This is a genomic window from Burkholderiaceae bacterium DAT-1 (genome assembly GCA_019084025.1).
Classification (GTDB): domain Bacteria; phylum Pseudomonadota; class Gammaproteobacteria; order Burkholderiales; family Chitinimonadaceae; genus DAT-1.
Genome location: JAHRBI010000003.1, coordinates 196,376 through 217,624 on the forward strand (window position 1 = coordinate 196,376; position 21,249 = coordinate 217,624).

The following is a 21,249-nucleotide window of genomic DNA, read 5'->3' on the forward strand; positions in this document are numbered from 1 at the left end:
GTAGAGAAAGGGCACCGAAGTGCCCTCCCGGCTTGCTGATCAATGACGGAAGTGACGAACGCCCGTGAACACCATGGCAATGCCGTGCTCATCCGCTGCTGCAATCACTTCTTCATCACGCATCGAACCGCCCGGCTGCACGATGGCGCTTACGCCGTTTTCGGCGATCACATCCACACCGTCGCGGAACGGGAAGAAGGCGTCAGACGCGCACACCGAACCCTTGAGGTCCAGATTGGCACGCTTGGCCTTCTGTGCGGCGATGATGGTGGAATCCACACGGCTCATCTGGCCTGCGCCCACGCCCAGGGTCTGACCGCCGCCACAGAACACGATGGCGTTCGACTTCACGAACTGGGCCACACGCCAAGCGAACAGCAGATCGTTCAGCTGTTGCGGGGTTGGTGCCTTCTTGGTCACCACCTTGAAGTCAGCCGTGGTCAGGTGGTGGATATCCGGAGTTTGCACCAGCAGACCGCCACCCACGCGCTTCAGATCGAACTTGTTGGCGCCGTTTTCCAATGGCACTTCCAGCACGCGCACATTCTTCTTGGCCGCGATAATGGCCTTGGCTTCATCAGTAAAGCTCGGGGCAATCAGCACTTCGAGGAACTGGCCGGTCACCGATTCAACGGTCGCCGCATCCACTTCGCGGTTGAAGGCAATGATGCCGCCAAAGGCGCTGGTGGTGTCGGTGGCAAAGGCCAGCTTGTATGCAGTCAGAGTATCGAGCGCAACAGCCACGCCACAGGGGTTGGCATGCTTCACGATCACGCAGGCCGGCTCGTCGAATGCCTTCACGCATTCCCACGCGGCATCGGCGTCGGCGATGTTGTTGTAGCTCAGTTCCTTGCCTTGCAGCTGGCGGTAGGCCGACAGGCTGCCCGCAGCCGGATGCAGATCGCGGTAGAAAGCGGCGCTCTGATGCGGATTCTCGCCATAGCGCATGTCCTGCACCTTCTCGAACTGCACGTTCAGGCGCTGCGGATAGACAAACTGTTCGCCGTCATCGGTCAGGCTGGTCAGGTAGTTGCTGATCGCACCATCGTAGGCGGCAGTATGGCTGAAGGCCTTCTTGGCCAGATTGCGGCGGGTGACCGGGCCGAGGCTGCCACCGTTCTGCATCATTTCGTCGACCAGTGCGGCGTAATCGCCGCTATCGGTCACGATGGCCACGAATGCATGGTTCTTGGCGGAGGAGCGCACCATGGCCGGACCACCGATGTCGATGTTCTCGATCGCATCAGCAAAGGTGCAGCCGGGCTTGGCAATCGTGGCCTCGAACGGGTACAGGTTCACGCACACCAGATCAATATTGCCGATGTCGTGCTGCTGCATCGTGGACACATGTTCCGGCAGATCGCGACGACCCAGAATGCCGCCATGAATCTTCGGGTGCAGCGTTTTCACGCGGCCATCCAGCATTTCAGGGAATCCGGTGTAATCCGCGACTTCGATCACCTTCAGGCCAGCATCAGCCAGCAGTTTGGCGGTACCGCCTGTGGAAAGGATTTCCACGCCAAAGCCTGCAAGGGCCTGGGCAAATTCAAGGACACCGGTCTTGTCGGATACGCTGATGAGCGCACGCTGGATTTTCACCATGATGGATCTCGTCTTGCTGGGTTTGAATGATTAAAACTAGCACCGGCAGGTCTGGCCTGCCGGTGAAATCCTGTGTGTTGCCCCGCCTTAAATCAGATCGTGGGATAACATTTTCTTGCGCAGCGTATTGCGATTAATGCCCAGAAGTTCCGCTGCTCGTGACTGATTGCCCTGCGCCTGCTCCAGCACGATTTCCAGCATGGGTTTCTCGACTTTCGCCAGCACCATATCGTAGATGGCTTGCGGCGCTTCGCCGTCGAGATCGCGAAAATACTGCTCCAGCGCCGCCCGGACAGCGACGCAGATTTGATCATGGTGTTCCATGTATAGAATCCTATCCCCTGTGCCCAACTCGCGACGACGCCTGATGCGGCACCGTCGCGTCCACGACGGTAATGCCGCCATGGCGAGGCCTATTTGCCTGCTACCAATTCAACGTATTCCAGTCGCTCGCTCTCCTCAGCCAGCTCCCGGAAATAAGACTGCACTGCCGCCATTTGTCCGGCGGTCGTTTCTAACTTATACATCGCCTGCCTGAAGGCATTGCTGCCCCGCAGCCCGTTGGTATACCAGGCGATATGTTTGCGGGCGATACGGCATCCGGAGTATTCGCCGTGAAAGCGATAATGATCTTCCAGATGCTCGACGAGAATCGCCGCAATTTCCTCCACACGCGGTGTCTCTGGCACCGTTCCATGATCCAGATAGTGCTGGATCTCACGAAAAATCCACGGTCGACCCTGCGCAGCCCGACCAATCATGATGCCGTCAGCGCCGGTTTGTGCCAGCACCGCCGCCGCTTTCTGCGGGGTGGTGATATCGCCATTGGCAATCACCGGCATCCTGACCTGTTTCTTGACCTCGGCGATCAGCTCGTAACGCGCTTCGCCGTTGTACATGTCTTCCCGGGTACGACCATGCAGCGCCAGCGCCGCAATGCCCGCCTCCTCGGCAATCTTGGCCACACGCAGCACATTTTCTTCGCCGCGCGCATAGCCCAGACGGGTTTTCAGTGTCACCGGCACATCGACTGCCGCCACCACCGTTTCCAGAATCCGCTTAACGCGATCTTCATCCTTCAAGAGCGCCGAGCCGGCCAGCACATTGCAGACCTTTTTGGCCGGACAGCCCATATTGATGTCGATGATCTGCGCGCCAGCCGCCACATTATGGCGGGCTGCTTCCGCCAGTTGCTCCGGATCAGACCCGGCAATCTGCACCGATACCGGCGCCAGCTCGCCCTCGAAATTGGCGCGGCGGCGGGTTTTGTCGGTGCCATACAGCATGGCATTGGCCGTGATCATCTCGCTCACGGCATGTCCCGCGCCCAGTCGCTTGCAGAGCATGCGAAAGGGACGGTCAGTCACGCCTGCCATCGGAGCAACGATGAGGCGGTTTTTTAATTGATACGGACCGATTTGCATGACATCTGAATATACTTGGACACGGCGAAAACAAAGCCGCTGAATGGACATAGAGGTCGTCAGACAGCGGCGAGCGCGTATTCTACCGCGTTTTGCCCGTTCGATTAAAGTTTTTTGCTTAAATTTTGTGCAAAGGAGACGTGCGGACGATTGCCTCGCACAATATCAGTCAGATCAGGATTGAACCGTCTCACCCCGTAAACTCTGATAGATAGCCTGCGTGGTCTTGCCAGATAAACCTTTATGCTGGCTGGAGATCGAGCGACTGAGCATTTCACCCGCCACACTGGTTGCACACAGTGCCAGCCAGGCGAACAGGACAAGGGGGAATCCGGACTTCACGACTTCAAATACCTTGCTCATGATGCTCACCATTTGCCACGCAGTGTTGGTTCAGCATGGCAAAGGCTATCTATTTCCGACAGGCCGGCACGATCAACGGTGCAGCGCACCATCCACACGCATTCACCGACTTGTCATCTTCATGTAATACACTGATGGTGTGATCGCATATTGATGCCGCACGCCGGCAACCCGCATATATACTGTGCTGCTCTCTGCGCAGTACAGATGGATACCTTGCAAGATGAGCCACAACCAATCCAGCCAGCAACTTTTCCTGAACCGCGAACTCGGCCTGCTTGAGTTCAATCGCCGCGTACTTGCTCAGGCCGAAGACCCGAGCAATCCCTTGCTGGAACGGCTGCGCTTTCTGTGTATTGTGTCCAGCAATATGGACGAATTCTTCGAAGTGCGCGTGGCATGGGTCAAGGAGATGATGCGTCTGGGCGATGTCCCGCCTGCGCCTGATGGCCTGTCGCCGGATGCCGCACTGGCGCTGATCTCCACCGAAGCGCATGCGCTGGTCGAACGCAAATATCGAATCTTGCGTGAGGTTGTCCTGCCGGCACTGGCCGAAGAAGGCATCGTGTTCCTGCGCCGGACCAACTGGAACGAGGCACAACGCGCCTGGGTACACGATTATTTCCGCCGCGAACTGGCGCCGGTACTCACCCCGATCGGACTCGATCCGGCCCATCCTTTCCCGCGCCTGCTCAACAAGAGTCTGAACTTTGTGGTGGAGCTGGAAGGCCGCGATGCCTATGGCCGCGAAGCTGCGCTGGCGATTGTGCAAGCCCCGCGTATCTTCCCACGCTTTATCAAGCTGCCGGAAGATGTCTCCGGCCATCCGCATGGCTTTGTCTTTCTGTCATCAGTGGTGCATGCCAATGTGGAAGAGCTGTTCCCGGGTCTGGAAGTGAAGGGCTGCTACCAGTTTCGTGTGACGCGAGATTCTGACCTGAGCGTGGATGACGACGATGTCACCGACTTGCGTGCTGCCCTGCAAGGCGAATTGTCGCAGCGACAGTTTGGCGATGGCGTGCGCCTCGAAGTCGCCGAAAACTGTCCTGAACATATTGCCAATTTCCTGCTGGGTCAGTTCGGCCTACAATCCGACGATCTCTACCGCGTCGATGGCCCGGTGAATCTGGTGCGCTTTATGCAGGTACCGGATCAGGTCGATCGTCCTGATCTCAAATTCCGTCCTTTCCAGCCCGGCACGCCTAAGGAGCTGGTCAAGAAGGCCGATATGTTTGCCGCCATCCGCAAGGGCGACATCCTGCTGCATCATCCCTTCCAGAGCTTTGCGCCAGTGGTGGAGTTGCTGCAGCAGGCCGCCAAAGACCCCAAGGTCGTGGCAATCAAGATGACTGTGTACCGCACCAGCTCCGACTCCGCGCTGATGGAGGCCTTGATCGAAGCCGCACGTGCGGGCAAAGAAGTGACCGTTGTGGTGGAACTGATGGCGCGCTTCGACGAAGAAGCCAATATCAACTGGGCCGCCAAGCTGGAGCGTGTCGGCGCCCATGTGGTGTACGGTGTATACGGCTACAAAACACACGCCAAGATGCTGCTGATTGTTCGCCGTGAAGGGGGTGCACTCAAGCGCTACGCCCACCTGGGCACCGGCAATTACCATCCGCGTACCGCGCGTCTATACACCGACTTTGGCATGTTTACCGCCAACGAAGACAAGTGTGCCGACGTCAACGACATCTTCACCCAGCTCACCGGCATGGGGAATCCGCGCAAGCATCGCCAACTATGGCAAGCGCCGTTTACCCTGCACGAAAATGCGCTATTCGCCATCCGCCGCGAGGCCGATATCGCCCGCGCCGGTCGTCGCGCCGTGATCATCGCCAAGATGAACTCGCTGCTTGAGCCGGCCATCATCGAGGCCTTGTACGATGCCAGTCGCGCCGGCGTGAAAATCCATCTGATTGTGCGCGGCGTGTGCACCTTGCGTCCGGGCGTGCCGGGGCTGAGCGAAAACATTCGCGTGCGCTCGGTGGTAGGACGTCTGCTGGAACACAGTCGGATTTTCTACTTCCTCAACGACGGCGCTGAAAACCTCTACCTCAGCTCCGCCGACTGGATGGGTCGCAATTTCTTCCGCCGCGTCGAAGTGGCCTTTCCGATTCTGGACAGCCGCATCAAACGCCGCATTATTCGGGAAGGTCTGCGCCCTTATCTGGTGGACAATACCCAGGCGTGGGAAATGCAGTCGGATGGCCGCTACAAGCGCGTCACCACCCGTGGTAATGCACAGCGTTCTGCCCAGAAGCAATTGCTGGCCGAACTCTCGTCTGCCGAGCACGAATAATTTTTTGATGACAGCAAGCGTGACGGCCACGGCCGTCACTGCGTGGAATATTGACGGAATATTGAATGATGAACTTGATATTGTGGCGCCATGCCGATGCCGAACCCGGCACCATCGACCTCGAACGCCCACTCACCAGCAAGGGTCACAAGCAGGCTGCTCGTGTGGCCGAATGGCTGAAAGAACATCTACCAGCCGATACTCGCCTCGTGTCCAGTCAGGCCACCCGCGCCATCGAGACACTCTCGGCGCTCAGCCTGTCGTTCGAGCAGGATGCACGCGTCAACCCCTGCGCAGCGGCTGAAGATTATCTGGAAACAGCAGGCTGGCCGGACGCACAGGGTAGCGTACTGATTACCGGCCATCAGCCCAGTATTGGCCATGTTCTGGCCGAATTGCTCGGCCCCAATCCGGCTGGCTGGAGTGTGAAAAAGGGATCAGTCTGGTGGCTGCAGCACCGCGTGCGCGACGGTGTCGCCCAAACGGTGCTGAAAGCCATGATCAGCGCGGAGATGCTGTAAACCAGTTGCGATGCGTGCGGGCGCGGCGGCCAAACACGAGGCCTGCCAGCGCCAGCAGTCCCATGAGTACCAGCGCAGGCGCATTCCCCCAGCGCATATAGGGCGTCTCGCCCGTCATCCCCTGCGCCGAACCTGCCAGAATCCCCGGCACCCGCTCCGGTAACTTGCCACGATACCGCCCGTCCGGCGTAATCACCGCCGTGGTACCGGTATTGGTGGCGCGCAATACGTAGCGCCCCATTTCCAGCGCCCGTGCCTGCGCCATCTGTCCATGCTGGGCCAGCGCACCCGAGCCATCAAACCAGGCCAGATTCGAGATATTCAACAGCATGGTCGAACGACGCGCGCCCTCGATCAGCTCTTCCCCGAACACATCTTCGTAACAGATATTGGCAGCAATCTTCTGCCCCGCCACATTCAGGGTCGGCTGGCCTGCACCGCCCGAGCTGAAATCGACCAGCGGGATATGCAGCAGATTGTCGTACACCCAGTCCAGCACAAACTTGAACGGGATGTATTCACCAAACGGCACCAGATGCGATTTGTAATAGGCGGGCAATGCCGGATCATTCAGCACCACCGCAGCGTTGTAGTAGTGATGCGAATGCTTGTCGAGCCGCGCAATCCCCACGATCAAATCCGCTGACTTGCGCGCAGCCTCCTCACGCAGCAAGGCAATATCGTCCATCGGCATATCGTGCAGGAAAATCGGATAGGCTGTTTCAGGCATCACAATCAGGCGGGCACTGGCATCATGGGTCAGGTCGTAGTAGCGCTGGCGGTTCGCCAGAAACTGCGCCTCATCCCACTTCTCATCCTGCGGAATGCCGCCCTGCAACAGAGCCACCCGCACCGGCTCGCCGACGGGTGTGGTCCACTGCATGCGCTTCAGGCCCATGCCCACCAGCGCCAGCGAGACAACAACCGCCGTTGCAGCCAGCCCCGGCACGCCAAATTCACGGCGGAGCAAACGTGCGCCCATCCACGCCAGCATCCCGGCGATCCACGCCAGCAGCACACCGACGCCATAGATCCCCAGCACCGGCGCATATCCGGCCAGTGGTGCGTCAGGAATCTGCGAATAGCCTGCGGCCAGCCACGGGAAGCCGGTAAACAGCCAGCCGCGCAGCCATTCCATCACCGCCCAGCCTGCAGGCAGCGCTAACAAGCGCATCAATCCGGCATGCCCGGACACCAGCCGCCAGGCCAGCCACGCAGCCAACCCCTTATATATCGCCAGAAACGCCGCCAGCGCCAGCAGAACCAGTACGGTTAAGGGCGCAGCCAGTCCACTGAAATCATGCAGCGCGATGTAGATGAAATGCACCGCGCCAGCAAAATAGCCCAGTCCATAGCCCCAGCCGCGCCAGAAGGCCTCTCGCGGCGTGTCCGCACGCGAGATCACATAGAATGCGACAGAGAGGGACACCAGCGTCACCGGCCAAGCCCCCCACGGTGCAAAGCCCAGACTGGCCGCGCCGCCCAGCAGAGCGAGCGCCCCCAGAAACATCAGCCGACCCATCACGATTCGTCTGCCTCAACCGGCGGCAAACGGGTAATCAGTACCGAATGCACGCGACGACTGTCGGCGCGCAGTACCAGAAAGCGACAGCCCTCGCCCTCAACCATATCGCCCCGCTTGGGCACGCGCCCGAATAGCCCGGACACCAGTCCGCCCACAGTCTCGACATCCTCATCGGAGAAGGCCGAGCCCAGCGCTTCGTTCAGGTCTTCAATCGGGGTAATGGCTTTGACGCGCCAGCCACCGTGCGCATCGGCGATGATGTTGTCTTCGGTTTCGTCGAAGTCGTACTCGTCCTCGATATCACCCACAATCTGCTCGACCACATCCTCAATCGTCACCAGACCCGCCACGCCACCATACTCATCCACCACAATGGCCAGATGATTGCGCTTCATGCGGAATTCTTTCAGCAGCACATTCAGGCGCTTGGATTCGGGGATAAACACAGCCGGGCGCAATACGTCGCGCATATCGAACTCACCGCCGCCGAGCAGCTGCAGCAACTCCTTGGCCAGCAGAATCCCGACGATATTGTCCTTGTCGCCGTCATATACCGGAAAACGCGAGTGGCCGGTTTCCAGCACCAGCGGCATGAATTGTTCCGGCGTGGCATCGACATCGATCATGTCCATCTGCGCACGCGGAATCATCACATCGCGCACTTGTAGATCACCGACTTGCAGCACGCCTTCGATCATAGCGAGTGCATCGGAATCCAGCAGATGTCGTTCGAAAGCGGAGTGGAGCAATTCGACCAGCTCTTCGCGATCTTCGGGTTCGCGGAGCAGAAATGAAGTCAGGCGATCAAGCCAGGAAGATTTGGGATTGGTTTTGGGCGAAGGTCGCGAGGGTAAGTCCATGAGCAGGGAACACAAAAGTAGATCGGCCGATTATAGCCGCCTTGTGTCCCTCGCGCATGACAGGCGTATGACAAGGGAAGATATGTGGTACGGATACCGTAGGGGCGACCAGTGGCCGCCCGCACCATCAAGCGTCCGGCGCACCCTTCTCGCTGGCATACGGATCAGCAAAGCCCAGACCTTCCATGATCGCGGTTTCCAGCGATTCCATGGCATCGGCTTCGATATCGTCTTCGTGGTCGTAGCCTTGCAGATGCAATGCGCCATGAATCAGCAGATGCGCCCAGTGCGCCGCCAGTTCCTTGCCCTGCTCTTCAGCTTCGCGGGCCACCACGGGTGCGCACAGCACCAGATCGCCCATCACCACATCTTCAGCGCCCGGAATTGGCTCGTCCTGCGAATAGGCAAAGCTTAGCACATTGGTGGCGTAATCCTTGCCACGGTATTCGCTGTTCAGCTGACGGCCTTCTTCTTCATCGACGATCCGCACGGTCACTTCGGCCTGCACACCGGCTTCCAGCGCTGATTCGATCCACTTGCGCATCAGCTTCTTGCCCGGCACGCCCTTGGCCTTGACTACATCCTGCACCACCAGCTCCAGCTCGGCCGGCGGCAGCGGCACCAGGATGTCACGCTCGACGGCGACAGTCATGGCGTTCGCCGCACCCGGCCGAATCACCAGGCGTGAAGGGGCATCGTCATCGGCAGGCGTACCGATCAACAGGCCATCCGGTGTATCCAGCACGATCTGGATGATCGCGCCATCGGCCAGCTCAATTCGCAGCTCTTCCGCCTTGACGGTCTTTTCCTTGCCATCTGCCGTAATGGCGACAACGCGCTTGATCTCGCTCATGCTTGTTTCTCCTCGGCCATCTGGCCTGTCTGTTCGGTCGTCGACAGGGCCGACGGCTTCTGACTGTGTGTATGCTGCTCAGCCTTGAGCGTGGCGCGATCGTAGGCATCGACAATTTTCTGAACCAGCGGATGGCGCACCACGTCATCGCTCTTGAAGTAATGCATGGCGATGCCGCGCACATTCTTCAGTACGCGCTCCGCATCAATCAGGCCGGATTTCTGGTTACGCTGCAAATCAATCTGGGTCACGTCGCCGGTGATCACCGCCTTGGAGCCAAAACCGATGCGGGTCAGGAACATCTTCATCTGCTCCGGCGTGGTGTTCTGGGCTTCATCCAGAATAATGTAGGCATGATTCAGCGTGCGGCCGCGCATAAAGGCCAGCGGGGCCACTTCGATGATGCCGCGCTCGAACAACTTGGTGACTTTTTCAAAGCCCATCAGATCGTACAGCGCATCATAGAGTGGGCGCAGATAGGGGTCGACCTTCTGCACCAGATCGCCCGGCAGAAAGCCCAGTCGTTCGCCCGCCTCTACCGCCGGACGCACCAGAATAATGCGCTTCACCAGATCGCGCTCCAGCGCATCGACTGCACAGGCCACCGCCAGAAAGGTCTTGCCGGTACCGGCCGGACCAATCCCGAAGGTGATGTCATGTTCCTGAATGGCGCGAATATAGTGATTCTGGCGCGGCGTACGTCCACGCAGATCGCCGCGCTTGGTTAGCAGCTTGATCTGGCCGGATTCCGCAGCAGCCGCTTCGGCATCCGTACTGAGTTCAATCAGTCCCAGCTGCACTTCTTCCACTTCCACTGGCCGCTCGGCCAGCAGATAGAAGCGTTCGAGCATCTCTGCCGCCAGCTTGGTCTGCGCTTGTTTGCCGGAAATGCTGAAATGTTCGCCGCGACGGGCAATGGTGACATCCAGCCCTGTCTCAATCTGGCGCAGATTCTCATCTAGCGCCCCGCACAGGTTGGCCAGACGCGGGTTGTCGATGGGCAAAAAATCCAGTTCACGGGTGGCGTGGCGGGTGGTCATACAGATACTTGAATCCTTTGAGAACGCCAGCAGACTGGCTTAAAACCGCTTTACATGACTTCGCTGCGGATGCCCCTGCACAGCCTGATAGCCCATGCTTTCATAGAATTTTGCTGCATCAGGGCGGTCGGTAAACAGTACCAGCCGTTTGAAACTCTGACGCGCACGCTCTTCCAGCAACAGCACGAGCGCCCGGCCCACGCCGGTATGTCGATAATCGGGATGCACAAACACACGGCGCAGGCGGCCTAACTGGTCGTCATCGCAATCACAATTGATGCCGCCAATAGCGACCAGCGCATCGTCCACAAAACCGCCCATCAGCACCTCGCCTTCGAGGTTGAAGCGGTTGTGTCCGAGTTGCCAGTCCTCGATCAGGCGGCGGAGAAAACGGAATCCTTCGGCCTCACTCAGCCCGCACAACGCCTCGATATCTTCGGGCAATGCGGTCAACGATTCAAAGTGCAGGCCAGCAACCATATCAGGGCAGGGTTTCCTGAATGACGGACAATTCTGTTGCCGTCAGGGTGGGGATAAATTCGGTCACATCGTAACGCGCCACCCCGGCCAGTGCAAAGGGATCATTCATCAGGACTGCATCGAGCGCTTCCCGGCTCAGGCCCCGCGCCAGAATCACCCCGCCTGTGCGCGGCACCTTGCGGCCGGATGCCACAAAATGCCCGGCCGCATAGTGCGATTTTAGCCACTCGACGTGCGCCGGAATCAGCGCATCCACTGCGTCAAGCGGCGCCACATAGGTCAGCGAAACGACAAACATGCCCGGCTCAGTCCTCGTTGCGCATCACAATTTCGCCACCCAGGGAATGCGGATAGGCTTCGGTGATGCGGACTTCGATAAACTGGTTCAACAAGCGCGGATTGCCTTCGAAGTTCACGATGCGATTATTCTCAGTACGCGCCGCCAGATAGCCTTCCTGTTTGCGCGACAGACCTTCCACGATCACCTTCTGCACTGTGCCCACCATGCGGCGGTTTTCTTCCTGTGCAAATTCTTCGATGCGCGCTTGCAGGCGCTGCAGACGCTTGACCTTCACTTCATTCGGCACATCATCGGGCAGATCGGCAGCAGGCGTACCCGGACGGCGGCTGTAGATAAAGCTGAAGCTGGCGTCAAAGCGCACATCTTCGATCAGCTTCATGGTCTTTTCGAAGTCTTCTTCGGTCTCACCGGGGAAGCCCACGATAAAGTCAGACGACAGACAGATATCCGGACGCGCCTCGCGCAGCTTGCGCACCAGCGACTTGTATTCCAGCACGGTATAGCCGCGCTTCATATTCATCAGCACCCGGTCCGAACCTGCTTGTACCGGCAAATGCAGATGCGACACCAGCTTCGGCAGTGTACGGTAGCAATCCACCATGCGCTGCGTCATTTCCTTGGGATGGCTGGTGGTGTAACGAATGCGCTCGATGCCCGGAATCTCGTGTACATATTCCAGCAGCAATGCAAAGTCGGCGATTTCGCCATCTTCCATGCGGCCGCGATAGGCGTTCACATTCTGACCCAGCAGCGTGACTTCCTTCACGCCTTGCTGCGCGAGTCCGGCCACTTCGATCAGCACATCATCAAACGGACGCGACACTTCCTCGCCACGGGTATACGGCACCACGCAGAAAGAACAGTATTTGGAGCAACCTTCCATGATCGACACAAAGGCGCTGCCGCCTTCGACACGTGCGGGCGGCATATGGTCGAACTTTTCGATTTCAGGGAAGGAAATATCGACCTGCGAGGTACCAGTGCTGCGCTTCTTGCCGATCAGATCCGGCAGGCGGTGCAGGGTTTGCGGACCAAATACCACGTCCACATAAGGCGCACGCTTGAGAATGGCTTCACCTTCCTGCGAGGCCACGCAGCCACCCACGCCGATCACCAGATCGGGGTTCTGCTGCTTCAATTCGCGGATGCGGCCCAGATCGGAATAGAGCTTGTTTTCAGCCTTGTCGCGCACCGAACAGGTGTTGAACAGAATGACGTCGGCCTCTTCCGGATTGTCGGTTTTCACCAGCCCTTCGGACTGATTCAGGACATCCACCATTTTGTCCGAGTCATACTCGTTCATCTGGCAGCCAAAGGTTTTGATGAAAACTTTCTTGCTCATGACCGACACTCCGCGCCCACCCGGCCTCTTGGGCCGGGACAGCTTAAAAACCAAAAAGGCTCACCGTTTTCACGGAGAGCCTCGTATTCTTGGCGATCCACCGTGAAGGCGGTGAATCTTGTATCTATGGTGGCTATGACTGGAATCGAACCAGTGACCTCAGCATTATGAGTGCTGCGCTCTAACCGACTGAGCTACATAGCCACACCGAAGAGCCCGAGATTCTGCCTAAATTATTTCAGTCGGTCAAGCTTTTTTTACAAGCCACCCGAGCGATCATCTCTGCGGAAGCCCGGCAACAGCCCTTCCAGCGCCAGATTTTTCGAAAACCCGATCACCTTGAATAGCTCGCCCATTTCCGCAGGACTCAACAGCTTCTGCACTGCCGCCGACTCGCGGAAATAGTCGCGGCTATCCGGATCAAGACGCGACATGCAATTCAGAATCCCCGCATCAATCAGGAAAGAGGCTTGCGACGTAAATCCTTCCAGCTGCCAGCCTGCATCCGTCGCTGCTGCCCAGATCGCCGAGAAATCGACATGGGTGGTGATGTCCTGCAAACCCGGCCACAGCAGCGGATCATCATGCGCATGATGACGGTAGTGGCACATCAGCGTGCCACGCGTACGCTGCGGGTGGTAGAACTCACGGGCAATGAATCCATAATCCGGCAGAATCAGCGCGCCGGCCTCTACTGCCTCCGCCAGACTCGCCACAAAGCCATTGGCTTCTTCCGGCAACTCGGTGAGGTAATCATCGGGCAAGTCCAGATAGGCGAGCGCAGCGGGTGCATCGATTGGCCGCTCCTCCCACTGCAATCCATCCTGCCAGATTACGCCGCGCTCCATCCAGCCTGCCTCGGTTTTACGTACCAACCGACACGGCATGGCATCCAGCACCTCGTTGCCGATGATGGCGCCACGGAAGGCAGTCGGTAGCGCCGTCAGCCAGTTCACCCGATCAAGTAGATGCGGCAGATGCGTTGCAATCAACTCGCGCTGCCGTGCAGCCAGATCACCAGACAGCTCTAGAATCCAGTAGTGTCGCGGCAAGGCATCCTGTGCCTCCAGCGCAGCTAGCACATCCGCCGCCAGCCGCCCGGAGCCCGCCCCCACTTCCAGTACGTCGCCACCCGTTGCCAGTAATACCGGCACCAGGGTATTCGCCAGCGACTGCCCGAACAGGGCGCTGGTTTCCGGCGCCGTCACAAAGTCGCCCTGCGAACCGAACTTGCGCGACGGCCCGCTGTAGTAACCGAGACCGGGCGCATACAGCGCCAGCCGCATGTAGTCGGCAAAGGGAATCCAGCCACCACTGGCTGCAATTTCGGCCTGAATCAGGTGCAGCAAAGTCTGGCTGTGGGCAAGCTGGGCGTCCGACGGTGCGGGTAACTGGGTCATGTGATACATTCCGGAACAGATTCGTTTATAGGCAGGAGTATACCGATGCAGAGCAAGGTCGCGCTCGTTACAGGTGGCGCAAAACGCGTCGGCGCATGCGTGGTTCGCACCTTGCACGCCGCCGGATGGAACGTGATGCTGCATTATCGCAGCGCACAGACCGAAGCGCGCGCACTGGCCGCCGAGCTCAACCTGCTGCGGCCAAATTCGGTCGCCACCACTCAGGCAGATCTCCTCAATATCGCCGGCCTGCCTGTGCTCGTGCAGCAAACCATCCAGACTTTCGGACGACTCGACGCCCTAGTCAACAATGCGTCCAGCTTCTTTCCCACGCAAGTCGGGGATATCGACGAAGCAGCATGGACAGACCTCATCGGCAGCAATCTCAAAGCCCCGCTCTTTCTTGCGCAGGCTGCCGCACCCGAATTGCGCAAAACGCAGGGCGCCATTGTCAGCATCGCCGACATTCACGCCGAACGCCCGATGAAAGGGCACGTTGTGTACAGCATCGCCAAAGCGGGCCTGGTGGCCATGACCCGCTCTCTGGCGCGCGAGCTGGCGCCTGAAGTGCGCGTGAATGCAGTCGCACCCGGCGCAAACGTCTGGCCAGATGGAGAATCGGTATTCGATGAAGTCTCCCGCCAGCGCATCATCTCCACCATTCCCCTGCGGCGCATTGGCGAACCGGATGATCTTGCCCGCACCATCCGCTTCCTGATTGAAGATGCGCCCTATATCACCGGACAGATTATTGCAGTAGACGGTGGACGGAGTACCTGGCTGTAGTCCGATCATCCCGCCAGCTGCCATTCATGGCAAATTCCCTGTAAAATCACACGTTTTTGCTGTTTCAGGGTTTTCCCCATGCAGAGCGATTCCGTGGTGATGTCTGGCGAGGCATCCGCATCCGGCCCCAGCGAGGCCGACAAGAAGGCCAAATACAACCTCGACAAGCTGCAGAAACGTCTGCGCCATGCTGTCGGCGATGCCATCAATGATTTCAACATGATCGAGCAGGGTGATCGTGTGATGGTGTGCCTGTCAGGCGGCAAAGACAGCTACACCATGCTCGACATCCTGATGAGCCTGCAACGTAGTGCCCCCATCGATTTCAGTATTGTCGCCGTCAATCTCGACCAGAAGCAGCCGGGCTTCCCTGAAGACGTGCTGCCCACCTACCTGAAGTCGATTGGCGTCGAATACCGGATTGTTGAGGAAGACACCTACTCCATCGTCAAACGCGTGGTGGAAGAAGGCAAAACCACCTGCAGCCTGTGCTCCCGCCTGCGTCGCGGCATTCTATACCGTGTGGCAGATGAATTAGGTGCCACCAAGATCGCGCTCGGCCATCATCGCGAAGACATTCTGGAAACACTCTTCCTGAACATGTTTTACGGCGGCAAACTCAAAGCCATGCCGCCTAAGCTGGTCAGCGACGACGGCAAGCATATGGTGATCCGCCCGCTGGCCTACTGCCGCGAAAAAGACATCATCAAATACGCCGAAGCCCGCCAATTCCCGATCATTCCGTGCAATCTGTGCGGAAGTCAGCCCAATCTGCAGCGCGTCGTCGTCGGCGACATGATCAATGACTGGGATAAACGTTTCCCCGGCCGCATCGAATCCATGTTCCGCGCCCTGCAGAATGTGGTGCCCTCGCATCTGGCCGACCCGAAGCAGTTCGACTTTGTCGGCCTGCGCACTCAGGATACGCCATTCGAAGGCGGTGACATGGCCTTCGACCGTGAGACCTTCCCTGAACAGCCAGTGGACAATCCGCTTGGCCGCATCAGCATTCTCGATAGCCGCGACAAGGGAGGATGCAACTAATGTTGCGCTTCGGAAAACGCGTCCACAAATCTTCGCTGGACGATATCGCTATTGATATCAGTGAAAAGAATGGCATCCGCAACCTGCATATTGGCTCACAAGCCATTCAAAGTTCGATGCGGATCAGCCAGCCCGACGAAATGGTACTGGGCTACACCCGTTGTGCCTTTGCTTTCCTCCTCTTCCGTGATGCGCCCAAAGACATGGTGCTGATCGGTCTGGGCGGCGGCTCCATCCCCAAATTCGTTCATAAGCATCTGCCCACAACCAAAATGATTGCGGTGGAGCTATTGCCTCAGGTGGTCAATGTGGCGCGCAGCATGTTCTACATGCCCCATGACGACGAACGGCTCGAGACGATTGTGGGCGATGGTGCGGACTATGTCGCACGCATGAAACAGCCGGTCGACGCCATCATGCTGGATGCTTACAGCAAAGATGGCATCGTCGAAGCCCTGTCCAATGAAGCCTTTTTCTGCCAGTGCCGGGAAAAATTGAGCGATGACGGCACGCTGATAGTCAATCTCTGGGGTTCGCATCCGCGCTACGACTACTATGTCGATAACTTGAAACGCGCGTTCGATCATCAGGTGCTGTGCCTGCCCGCCCGCCAGAAAGGCAACGTCATTGCCCTGTGTTTTAACAGCAAGCTGGGGCAACCAAGCTGGGACAGCCTCAAGGAACGCGCGCGCAAACTGGAAGACGACTACCCGCTCGAATTCCTCGAATTTGTCGCCGACCTGACACGTCAGAACCCTTACAACGACCGAAAGCTACTCGTCTAGTCGTTCTGTGCTTTCAATCGGCTCGCCGATGTGAAAAAATTGAGACAACTTAACGAATTCCACGGTGATAACCATGCTCGATCGAGACGGCTATCGCCCCAACGTTGGCATCATCATCTGCAACGAGAGAAATCAGGTATTTTGGGGCAAACGGGTTCGTGAACACTCATGGCAGTTCCCGCAAGGCGGGATCAAGTCCGGCGAGACGCCCGAGCAGGCGATGTTTCGCGAACTCATGGAAGAAACCGGGCTCAAGCCCGAACATGTCAGAATTCTAGGCCGCACCCGCGACTGGCTGCGCTATGACGTCCCGACAAACTGGGTCAAACGGGAGTGGAGAGGCACCTACAAAGGACAGAAGCAGATCTGGTTTCTATTGAGACTCATCGGCCGCGAGTGCGATGTGAGCTTGCGCGCCAGTCATCATCCTGAATTTGATGCCTGGCGCTGGAATGATTACTGGGCACCCCTTGATTCGGTGATCGAGTTCAAGAAAGGTGTTTATCAGCAAGCACTGTCAGAACTGTCGCGTTTTCTCAACGCACACGGGAAGCCGCGCTCAAATAGATCAATACGAGAGAACGGACATCCACAGCCGCTGGATTAATTCAGCCGATTGCTCTTTTCTGGCCATTTCCCCCGAAAGCAAATACTTCCAACTGGAAAAATTTGCTTTCGGGTATTACTATTTGCGCAGGGAGTTCACTTAGTTGCACTGCAACATCGGAATATATTTATAGAATGCGACAAACCGTATTACTGACCGGCGGCGCAGGCTACATTGGCTCGCACGTATGCGTCGAATTATTAGCAAACAATTATGATGTTGTTGTTCTGGATAATTTCAGCAACAGCAAACCTGCTGCGCTTACTCGCGTAGGGGAGATTGTTGGTCGCGCACCAATCTGGTACGAACTTGACCTGCGAAATCGTCATGATCTCGACCAATTATTTCGTAAGTATCAATTTGCAGGGGTGGTTCACTGTGCAGGCGTAAAGGCCATTGAAGAAGGCCAGCGCAACCCGCTCAAATTTTATTCAAATAATTTTGAAGCCAGTTTGAACCTGATTGAAACCATGACACGTCACAATGTGTTCAATCTGGTATTCAGTTCCTCCGCCACAGTGTACGGCGAAACGGCTCGCATTCCCTACCGCGAAGAATCGCCACTGGCACCCAACACCGTATATGGCCGTAGCAAAGTGATGGTGGAAGAGGTGTTACGCGATCTGGTGCTTGCCGATCCGCGCTGGCATATAGCCATCCTCCGCTATTTCAATCCGCTTGGCGCCCACTCGTCTGGTCTGATTGGCGAAGATCCATCAGGTGTGCCCTCCAATCTCATGCCCTATATGTGTCAGGTAGCGATTGGCAAGCTAACCGAACTGGCGATTTTCGGACATGACTACAACACACCGGATGGCACAGGTGTCCGCGATTACATCCATGTGTCGGATCTGGCCGAAGGTCATGTTCAAGCGCTTAAGCACCTAAGCAGCGAACCTGGCATGATCGCGGTAAATCTGGGTACCGGACGAGGCCACAGCGTCCTTGAACTGATGCGCGCATTCGAGCATGTCATCGGGAAGCGCATTCCATATCGTTTCGCGCCACGTCGCACGGGCGATATTCCCAGCTACTTTGCGGATCCCACGCGCGCCGCCCAGACCTTAAACTGGAAGGCCTCACGCGATCTGCACGATATGTGCCGGGATGCCTGGAACTGGCAACGCAACAACCCGAACGGTTACGTCTAACGTACTTTTTCTACCTTTTTCAGGAGACTCCGCGTGATTCTGGTCACCGGTGGTGCCGGTTTTATCGGCGCAAATTTTGTGATCGACTGGCTGGCGCATCGCGCCGAGTCCGTCGTCAATCTCGACAAACTGACCTATGCAGGCAATCACGATAATCTGTCGTCCGTTGCCGCTGATACCAGGCATTTTTTTGTTCAGGGCGACATCGCTGATCGTGCTTTGATTGACGAACTACTTGCACGCTACCGTCCGAGCGCCATCGTCAACTTTGCGGCGGAAAGCCACGTTGACCGTTCAATTCATGGGCCTGGCGATTTTATCCAAACCAATATCGTCGGCACCTTTACGCTGCTTGAAGCCGCCCGCGCTTATTGGACCGGACTGGAAGGCGAAGCCAAATCCAGATTTCGCTTCCTGCATGTTTCCACGGATGAGGTGTACGGCTCCTTAAATGCCGAAGATCCCGCATTCAGCGAAACCACGCCGTATCAGCCCAATAGCCCGTATTCAGCATCCAAGGCTGCGTCCGACCATCTCGTGCGTGCCTGGCACCATACTTACGGCATGCCGGTTCTGACCACCAATTGCTCCAACAACTACGGGCCGTATCAGTTTCCTGAAAAGCTCATTCCACTGACGATTATCAACGCTCTGGCAGGCAAGCCCTTGCCCGTGTATGGCGATGGCAAGAATATCCGTGACTGGCTGTTTGTAGGCGACCATTGCTCGGCGATCCGGGAAGTTCTGGATCATGGCCGCGTTGGTGAGACCTATAACATTGGCGGCCGCAACGAGATCCAGAACATCGACATCGTGCATCATATCTGCGATTTGCTGGACAAACGTCAGCCCAGACAAGACGGCCGCTCCTATCGAGAACAGATTACCTTTGTGACCGACCGCCCAGGTCATGATCGCCGCTATGCGATCAATGCCCACAAGATTGCTACCGAGCTTGGCTGGCGTCCGCAGGAAACATTCGAAACCGGCATCGGTAAAACCATCGACTGGTATCTATCGCACCGCGAATGGATCGACAATGTGATCAGTGGTAGCTACCGGGACTGGATTGCCAAGCAGTATGCCCAAGGGGGGCATGTGTCATGAAAGGCATCATCCTTGCAGGAGGATCGGGTACACGCCTCTATCCGGCAACGCTAGCTGTCTCCAAGCAGCTACTGCCGGTATACGACAAGCCCATGGTGTACTACCCGCTTACCACCCTGATGCTGGCTGGAATACGCGAGATTCTCATTATCTCGACGCCGCAAGATCTGCCACGCTTCAAGCAACTACTGGGTGATGGCGCACAGTGGGGTATCCAGCTCGAATATATTGAGCAACCCAGCCCGGATGGTCTCGCACAAGCGTTTATTTTAGGTGCCGACTTTATTGGCGACGACTCGGTTGCACTCGTGCTCGGTGACAATATTTTCTATGGCCATGACTTCCAGCGCTTGCTGATGGATGCCGCTGCGCAGCCCAGCGGAGCCAGTGTATTTGCATACGCGGTACACGACCCGGAGCGTTATGGCGTGGTCGAGTTTGACGCGGCGGGTAAAGCCATCAGCATCGAAGAAAAGCCAGCCAAGCCCAAGTCGCGCTATGCGGTAACGGGCCTGTATTTCTACGATAACGATGTCGTCCGAATCGCCAAAGGTATCCGTCCTTCTGCGCGTGGCGAGTTAGAAATCACCGATGTCAATCAAGCCTATCTGGATGCAGGAAAATTAAGTGTCCAAATCATGGGGCGTGGCTATGCCTGGCTGGATACAGGCACCCACGAGTCCATGCTGGAGGCGGCACTCTTCATTCAGACCCTGGAAAAGCGTCAGGGCCAGAAGATTGCCAGCCCGGAGGAAGTTGCATTCCGTCAGGGGTACATCACCGCCGATCAACTGCGTGCGCTTGCCAAACCCATGGCAAAGAATGCCTATGGCGCCTATCTGCTTTCGCTCGCCAATGAAGCCGGTGAGCGCTGATGTCCTTGCGCGTCGGACTGTTTCTGCCCACCCTGAATGCAGCATTGTGGCTGCCAAGGTGGATTGAGGGCGTCCGACAGCAGACGGTTCAGCCAGATCGCATTTTGGTGATTGATTCCAGTTCGGAAGATAACACCGTCGCGCTCTGCCTTCAGGCCGGGTTTGAAGTACACACCATATCGCGTCAGGCGTTCTCACACGGCGGCACGAGAATGGAGGCAATCAATCGGCTTGGGACATGCGATATTGTGATCTGCATGACTCAGGATGCGCTGCTAGATGATCCCAGCAGTTTCAGTCATCTTATCGCGGTGTTTGATGACCCCATCATCGCCGCAGCCTATGGCAGACAGCTGCCGCATCAGGATGCCGATCCGCTCGCCAAGCAAGCACGTCAGTTTAATTATCCTGCCGAAGGGCATGTCAGCGACGCGACTGCGCTCCGCACCAGGGGATTGAGAGCGGCCTTTTGCTCAAATTCATATGCCGCCTGGCGTCGCAGCAGTTTGATCGCTATTGGCGGGTTTGATGCACTGCTACCCTTTGCCGAGGACATGTACGCCAGCGCCACCTTGCTGACGCGCGGCTGGTCGGTTGCTTATTGTGCAAATGCAACAGTCCGCCACTCGCATAACTACGGTATCCGAGAAGACTTTCAACGATATTGGCTGACTGGTTATACCCATCGCCTGCACCCATGGATCTTGACCATTGCGGGGGGGGCAACATCGGAAGGCATGAAACTCCTACGTCACCGCCTGGCTTATCTCCGTAGAGTCGGCATGCTAGCCTGTATGCATGGCATCATGAGAACAGCGATTGGTTGGATTGCCTACAAGCTCGGACGTGCCGGTATATTGAGCCGCTGGTTGGCTGCATAA

22 protein-coding genes and 1 tRNA gene are annotated in these 21,249 nt (G+C 57.4%); 10 read left to right on the top strand and 13 right to left on the bottom strand.

Going from position 1 to position 21,249, the window contains the following annotated elements:
• Nucleotides 1-39 precede the first annotated feature (39 nt).
• The 4 genes from purH to KSF73_06915 all read right to left on the bottom strand — a co-directional run bounded on the left by purH (nucleotide 40) and on the right by KSF73_06915 (nucleotide 3,389).
• Complete coding sequence (gene purH / locus KSF73_06900) at nucleotides 40-1,602, bottom strand: bifunctional phosphoribosylaminoimidazolecarboxamide formyltransferase/IMP cyclohydrolase (protein MBV1775442.1); 1,563 nt, start codon at nucleotides 1,600-1,602, stop codon at nucleotides 40-42.
• An 87-nt stretch (nucleotides 1,603-1,689) separates the two neighbouring features.
• The gene (locus tag KSF73_06905; protein ID MBV1775443.1) at nucleotides 1,690-1,926 is read right to left on the bottom strand and encodes a Fis family transcriptional regulator; all 237 of its coding nucleotides are present in this window, start codon (nucleotides 1,924-1,926) and stop codon (nucleotides 1,690-1,692) included.
• Between the two features lie 89 nt (nucleotides 1,927-2,015).
• The gene (gene dusB, locus KSF73_06910; protein MBV1775444.1) at nucleotides 2,016-3,026 is read right to left on the bottom strand and encodes a tRNA dihydrouridine synthase DusB; all 1,011 of its coding nucleotides are present in this window, start codon (nucleotides 3,024-3,026) and stop codon (nucleotides 2,016-2,018) included.
• Nucleotides 3,027-3,200: 174 nt separating this feature from the next.
• The gene (locus KSF73_06915) at nucleotides 3,201-3,389 is read right to left on the bottom strand and encodes a hypothetical protein (protein MBV1775445.1); all 189 of its coding nucleotides are present in this window, start codon (nucleotides 3,387-3,389) and stop codon (nucleotides 3,201-3,203) included.
• A gap of 223 nt (nucleotides 3,390-3,612) precedes the next feature.
• Here KSF73_06915 and ppk1 point away from each other — a divergent pair, with 223 nt between their 5' ends.
• Nucleotides 3,613-5,691, top strand: coding sequence for a polyphosphate kinase 1 (gene ppk1, locus KSF73_06920; protein ID MBV1775446.1), 2,079 nt, complete (start codon nucleotides 3,613-3,615; stop codon nucleotides 5,689-5,691).
• Nucleotides 5,692-5,756: 65 nt separating this feature from the next.
• Nucleotides 5,757-6,212 (top strand): histidine phosphatase family protein, encoded by a 456-nt coding sequence (locus KSF73_06925; protein ID MBV1775447.1) that lies wholly within the window; start codon nucleotides 5,757-5,759, stop codon nucleotides 6,210-6,212.
• Here the strand turns inward: KSF73_06925 and lnt are convergent.
• The 9 genes from lnt to KSF73_06970 all read right to left on the bottom strand — a co-directional run bounded on the left by lnt (nucleotide 6,193) and on the right by KSF73_06970 (nucleotide 14,022).
• A complete protein-coding gene (gene lnt, locus KSF73_06930; GenBank protein ID MBV1775448.1) occupies nucleotides 6,193-7,734 on the bottom strand; it encodes an apolipoprotein N-acyltransferase in 1,542 nt (513 codons plus the stop codon). The two genes, KSF73_06925 and lnt, sit on opposite strands and share 20 nt — an antisense overlap.
• Nucleotides 7,734-8,597: a CBS domain-containing protein gene (locus KSF73_06935; GenBank protein ID MBV1775449.1), complete on the bottom strand. Its 864-nt coding sequence runs from the start codon at nucleotides 8,595-8,597 to the stop codon at nucleotides 7,734-7,736. The genes lnt and KSF73_06935 overlap by 1 nt, the downstream gene beginning before the upstream one ends.
• A 127-nt stretch (nucleotides 8,598-8,724) precedes the next feature.
• Nucleotides 8,725-9,450 (bottom strand): rRNA maturation RNase YbeY, encoded by a 726-nt coding sequence (ybeY, locus tag KSF73_06940; protein ID MBV1775450.1) that lies wholly within the window; start codon nucleotides 9,448-9,450, stop codon nucleotides 8,725-8,727.
• Nucleotides 9,447-10,490 (bottom strand): PhoH family protein, encoded by a 1,044-nt coding sequence (locus KSF73_06945; GenBank protein ID MBV1775451.1) that lies wholly within the window; start codon nucleotides 10,488-10,490, stop codon nucleotides 9,447-9,449. Before KSF73_06945 ends, ybeY begins: the two co-directional genes overlap by 4 nt.
• Before the next feature lie 39 nt (nucleotides 10,491-10,529).
• A complete protein-coding gene (locus tag KSF73_06950) occupies nucleotides 10,530-10,970 on the bottom strand; it encodes a GNAT family N-acetyltransferase (GenBank protein ID MBV1775452.1) in 441 nt (146 codons plus the stop codon).
• A 1-nt stretch (nucleotide 10,971) separates the two neighbouring features.
• Nucleotides 10,972-11,268, bottom strand: coding sequence for a YciI family protein (locus KSF73_06955; GenBank protein ID MBV1775453.1), 297 nt, complete (start codon nucleotides 11,266-11,268; stop codon nucleotides 10,972-10,974).
• A 7-nt stretch (nucleotides 11,269-11,275) separates the two neighbouring features.
• Nucleotides 11,276-12,613 (bottom strand): tRNA (N6-isopentenyl adenosine(37)-C2)-methylthiotransferase MiaB, encoded by a 1,338-nt coding sequence (gene miaB, locus KSF73_06960; GenBank protein ID MBV1775454.1) that lies wholly within the window; start codon nucleotides 12,611-12,613, stop codon nucleotides 11,276-11,278.
• 127 nt (nucleotides 12,614-12,740) lie between these two features.
• Nucleotides 12,741-12,817, bottom strand: a tRNA-Met gene (locus KSF73_06965).
• 53 nt (nucleotides 12,818-12,870) lie between these two features.
• Entirely contained in the window at nucleotides 12,871-14,022 is a 1,152-nt protein-coding gene (locus KSF73_06970) for an SAM-dependent methyltransferase (GenBank protein MBV1775455.1), read from the bottom strand.
• A gap of 36 nt (nucleotides 14,023-14,058) precedes the next feature.
• Between KSF73_06970 and KSF73_06975 the strand changes: the two genes are divergently transcribed.
• The 8 genes from KSF73_06975 (at nucleotide 14,059) to KSF73_07010 (ending at nucleotide 21,249) form a co-directional block, all read left to right on the top strand.
• Entirely contained in the window at nucleotides 14,059-14,799 is a 741-nt protein-coding gene (locus KSF73_06975) for a pteridine reductase (GenBank protein ID MBV1775456.1), read from the top strand.
• A 78-nt stretch (nucleotides 14,800-14,877) separates the two neighbouring features.
• Entirely contained in the window at nucleotides 14,878-15,843 is a 966-nt protein-coding gene (gene ttcA / locus KSF73_06980) for a tRNA 2-thiocytidine(32) synthetase TtcA (GenBank protein ID MBV1775457.1), read from the top strand.
• On the top strand, nucleotides 15,843-16,628 hold the full coding sequence (locus KSF73_06985; protein MBV1775458.1) for a polyamine aminopropyltransferase: 786 nt from the start codon (nucleotides 15,843-15,845) through the stop codon (nucleotides 16,626-16,628). Before ttcA ends, KSF73_06985 begins: the two co-directional genes overlap by 1 nt.
• A gap of 73 nt (nucleotides 16,629-16,701) precedes the next feature.
• Nucleotides 16,702-17,235 (top strand): RNA pyrophosphohydrolase, encoded by a 534-nt coding sequence (locus KSF73_06990; GenBank protein MBV1775459.1) that lies wholly within the window; start codon nucleotides 16,702-16,704, stop codon nucleotides 17,233-17,235.
• Nucleotides 17,236-17,369: 134 nt separating this feature from the next.
• Nucleotides 17,370-18,386: a UDP-glucose 4-epimerase GalE gene (gene galE, locus KSF73_06995; GenBank protein ID MBV1775460.1), complete on the top strand. Its 1,017-nt coding sequence runs from the start codon at nucleotides 17,370-17,372 to the stop codon at nucleotides 18,384-18,386.
• A 33-nt stretch (nucleotides 18,387-18,419) separates the two neighbouring features.
• Entirely contained in the window at nucleotides 18,420-19,493 is a 1,074-nt protein-coding gene (gene rfbB / locus KSF73_07000; GenBank protein ID MBV1775461.1) for a dTDP-glucose 4,6-dehydratase, read from the top strand.
• Nucleotides 19,490-20,368, top strand: a complete 879-nt coding sequence (gene rfbA / locus KSF73_07005) for a glucose-1-phosphate thymidylyltransferase RfbA (GenBank protein MBV1775462.1) — start codon at nucleotides 19,490-19,492, stop codon at nucleotides 20,366-20,368. The genes rfbB and rfbA overlap by 4 nt, the downstream gene beginning before the upstream one ends.
• Complete coding sequence (locus tag KSF73_07010) at nucleotides 20,368-21,249, top strand: glycosyltransferase (GenBank protein ID MBV1775463.1); 882 nt, start codon at nucleotides 20,368-20,370, stop codon at nucleotides 21,247-21,249. The genes rfbA and KSF73_07010 overlap by 1 nt, the downstream gene beginning before the upstream one ends.

Excerpts from the sequence above, each read along its gene's own strand:
- purH (MBV1775442.1), bottom strand. The coding sequence starts at position 1,602 with ATGGTGAAAATCCAGCGTGCGCTCATCAGCGTATCCGACAAGACCGGT.
- KSF73_06905 (MBV1775443.1), bottom strand. The coding sequence starts at position 1,926 with ATGGAACACCATGATCAAATCTGCGTCGCTGTCCGGGCGGCGCTGGAG.
- dusB (MBV1775444.1), bottom strand. The coding sequence starts at position 3,026 with ATGCAAATCGGTCCGTATCAATTAAAAAACCGCCTCATCGTTGCTCCG.
- KSF73_06915 (MBV1775445.1), bottom strand. The coding sequence starts at position 3,389 with ATGAGCAAGGTATTTGAAGTCGTGAAGTCCGGATTCCCCCTTGTCCTG.
- ppk1 (MBV1775446.1), top strand. The coding sequence starts at position 3,613 with ATGAGCCACAACCAATCCAGCCAGCAACTTTTCCTGAACCGCGAACTC.
- KSF73_06925 (MBV1775447.1), top strand. The coding sequence starts at position 5,757 with ATGATGAACTTGATATTGTGGCGCCATGCCGATGCCGAACCCGGCACC.
- lnt (MBV1775448.1), bottom strand. The coding sequence starts at position 7,734 with ATGGGTCGGCTGATGTTTCTGGGGGCGCTCGCTCTGCTGGGCGGCGCG.
- KSF73_06935 (MBV1775449.1), bottom strand. The coding sequence starts at position 8,597 with ATGGACTTACCCTCGCGACCTTCGCCCAAAACCAATCCCAAATCTTCC.
- ybeY (MBV1775450.1), bottom strand. The coding sequence starts at position 9,450 with ATGAGCGAGATCAAGCGCGTTGTCGCCATTACGGCAGATGGCAAGGAA.
- KSF73_06945 (MBV1775451.1), bottom strand. The coding sequence starts at position 10,490 with ATGACCACCCGCCACGCCACCCGTGAACTGGATTTTTTGCCCATCGAC.
- KSF73_06950 (MBV1775452.1), bottom strand. The coding sequence starts at position 10,970 with ATGGTTGCTGGCCTGCACTTTGAATCGTTGACCGCATTGCCCGAAGAT.
- KSF73_06955 (MBV1775453.1), bottom strand. The coding sequence starts at position 11,268 with ATGTTTGTCGTTTCGCTGACCTATGTGGCGCCGCTTGACGCAGTGGAT.
- miaB (MBV1775454.1), bottom strand. The coding sequence starts at position 12,613 with ATGAGCAAGAAAGTTTTCATCAAAACCTTTGGCTGCCAGATGAACGAG.
- KSF73_06970 (MBV1775455.1), bottom strand. The coding sequence starts at position 14,022 with ATGTATCACATGACCCAGTTACCCGCACCGTCGGACGCCCAGCTTGCC.
- KSF73_06975 (MBV1775456.1), top strand. The coding sequence starts at position 14,059 with ATGCAGAGCAAGGTCGCGCTCGTTACAGGTGGCGCAAAACGCGTCGGC.
- ttcA (MBV1775457.1), top strand. The coding sequence starts at position 14,878 with ATGCAGAGCGATTCCGTGGTGATGTCTGGCGAGGCATCCGCATCCGGC.
- KSF73_06985 (MBV1775458.1), top strand. The coding sequence starts at position 15,843 with ATGTTGCGCTTCGGAAAACGCGTCCACAAATCTTCGCTGGACGATATC.
- KSF73_06990 (MBV1775459.1), top strand. The coding sequence starts at position 16,702 with ATGCTCGATCGAGACGGCTATCGCCCCAACGTTGGCATCATCATCTGC.
- galE (MBV1775460.1), top strand. The coding sequence starts at position 17,370 with ATGCGACAAACCGTATTACTGACCGGCGGCGCAGGCTACATTGGCTCG.
- rfbA (MBV1775462.1), top strand. The coding sequence starts at position 19,490 with ATGAAAGGCATCATCCTTGCAGGAGGATCGGGTACACGCCTCTATCCG.
- KSF73_07010 (MBV1775463.1), top strand. The coding sequence starts at position 20,368 with ATGTCCTTGCGCGTCGGACTGTTTCTGCCCACCCTGAATGCAGCATTG.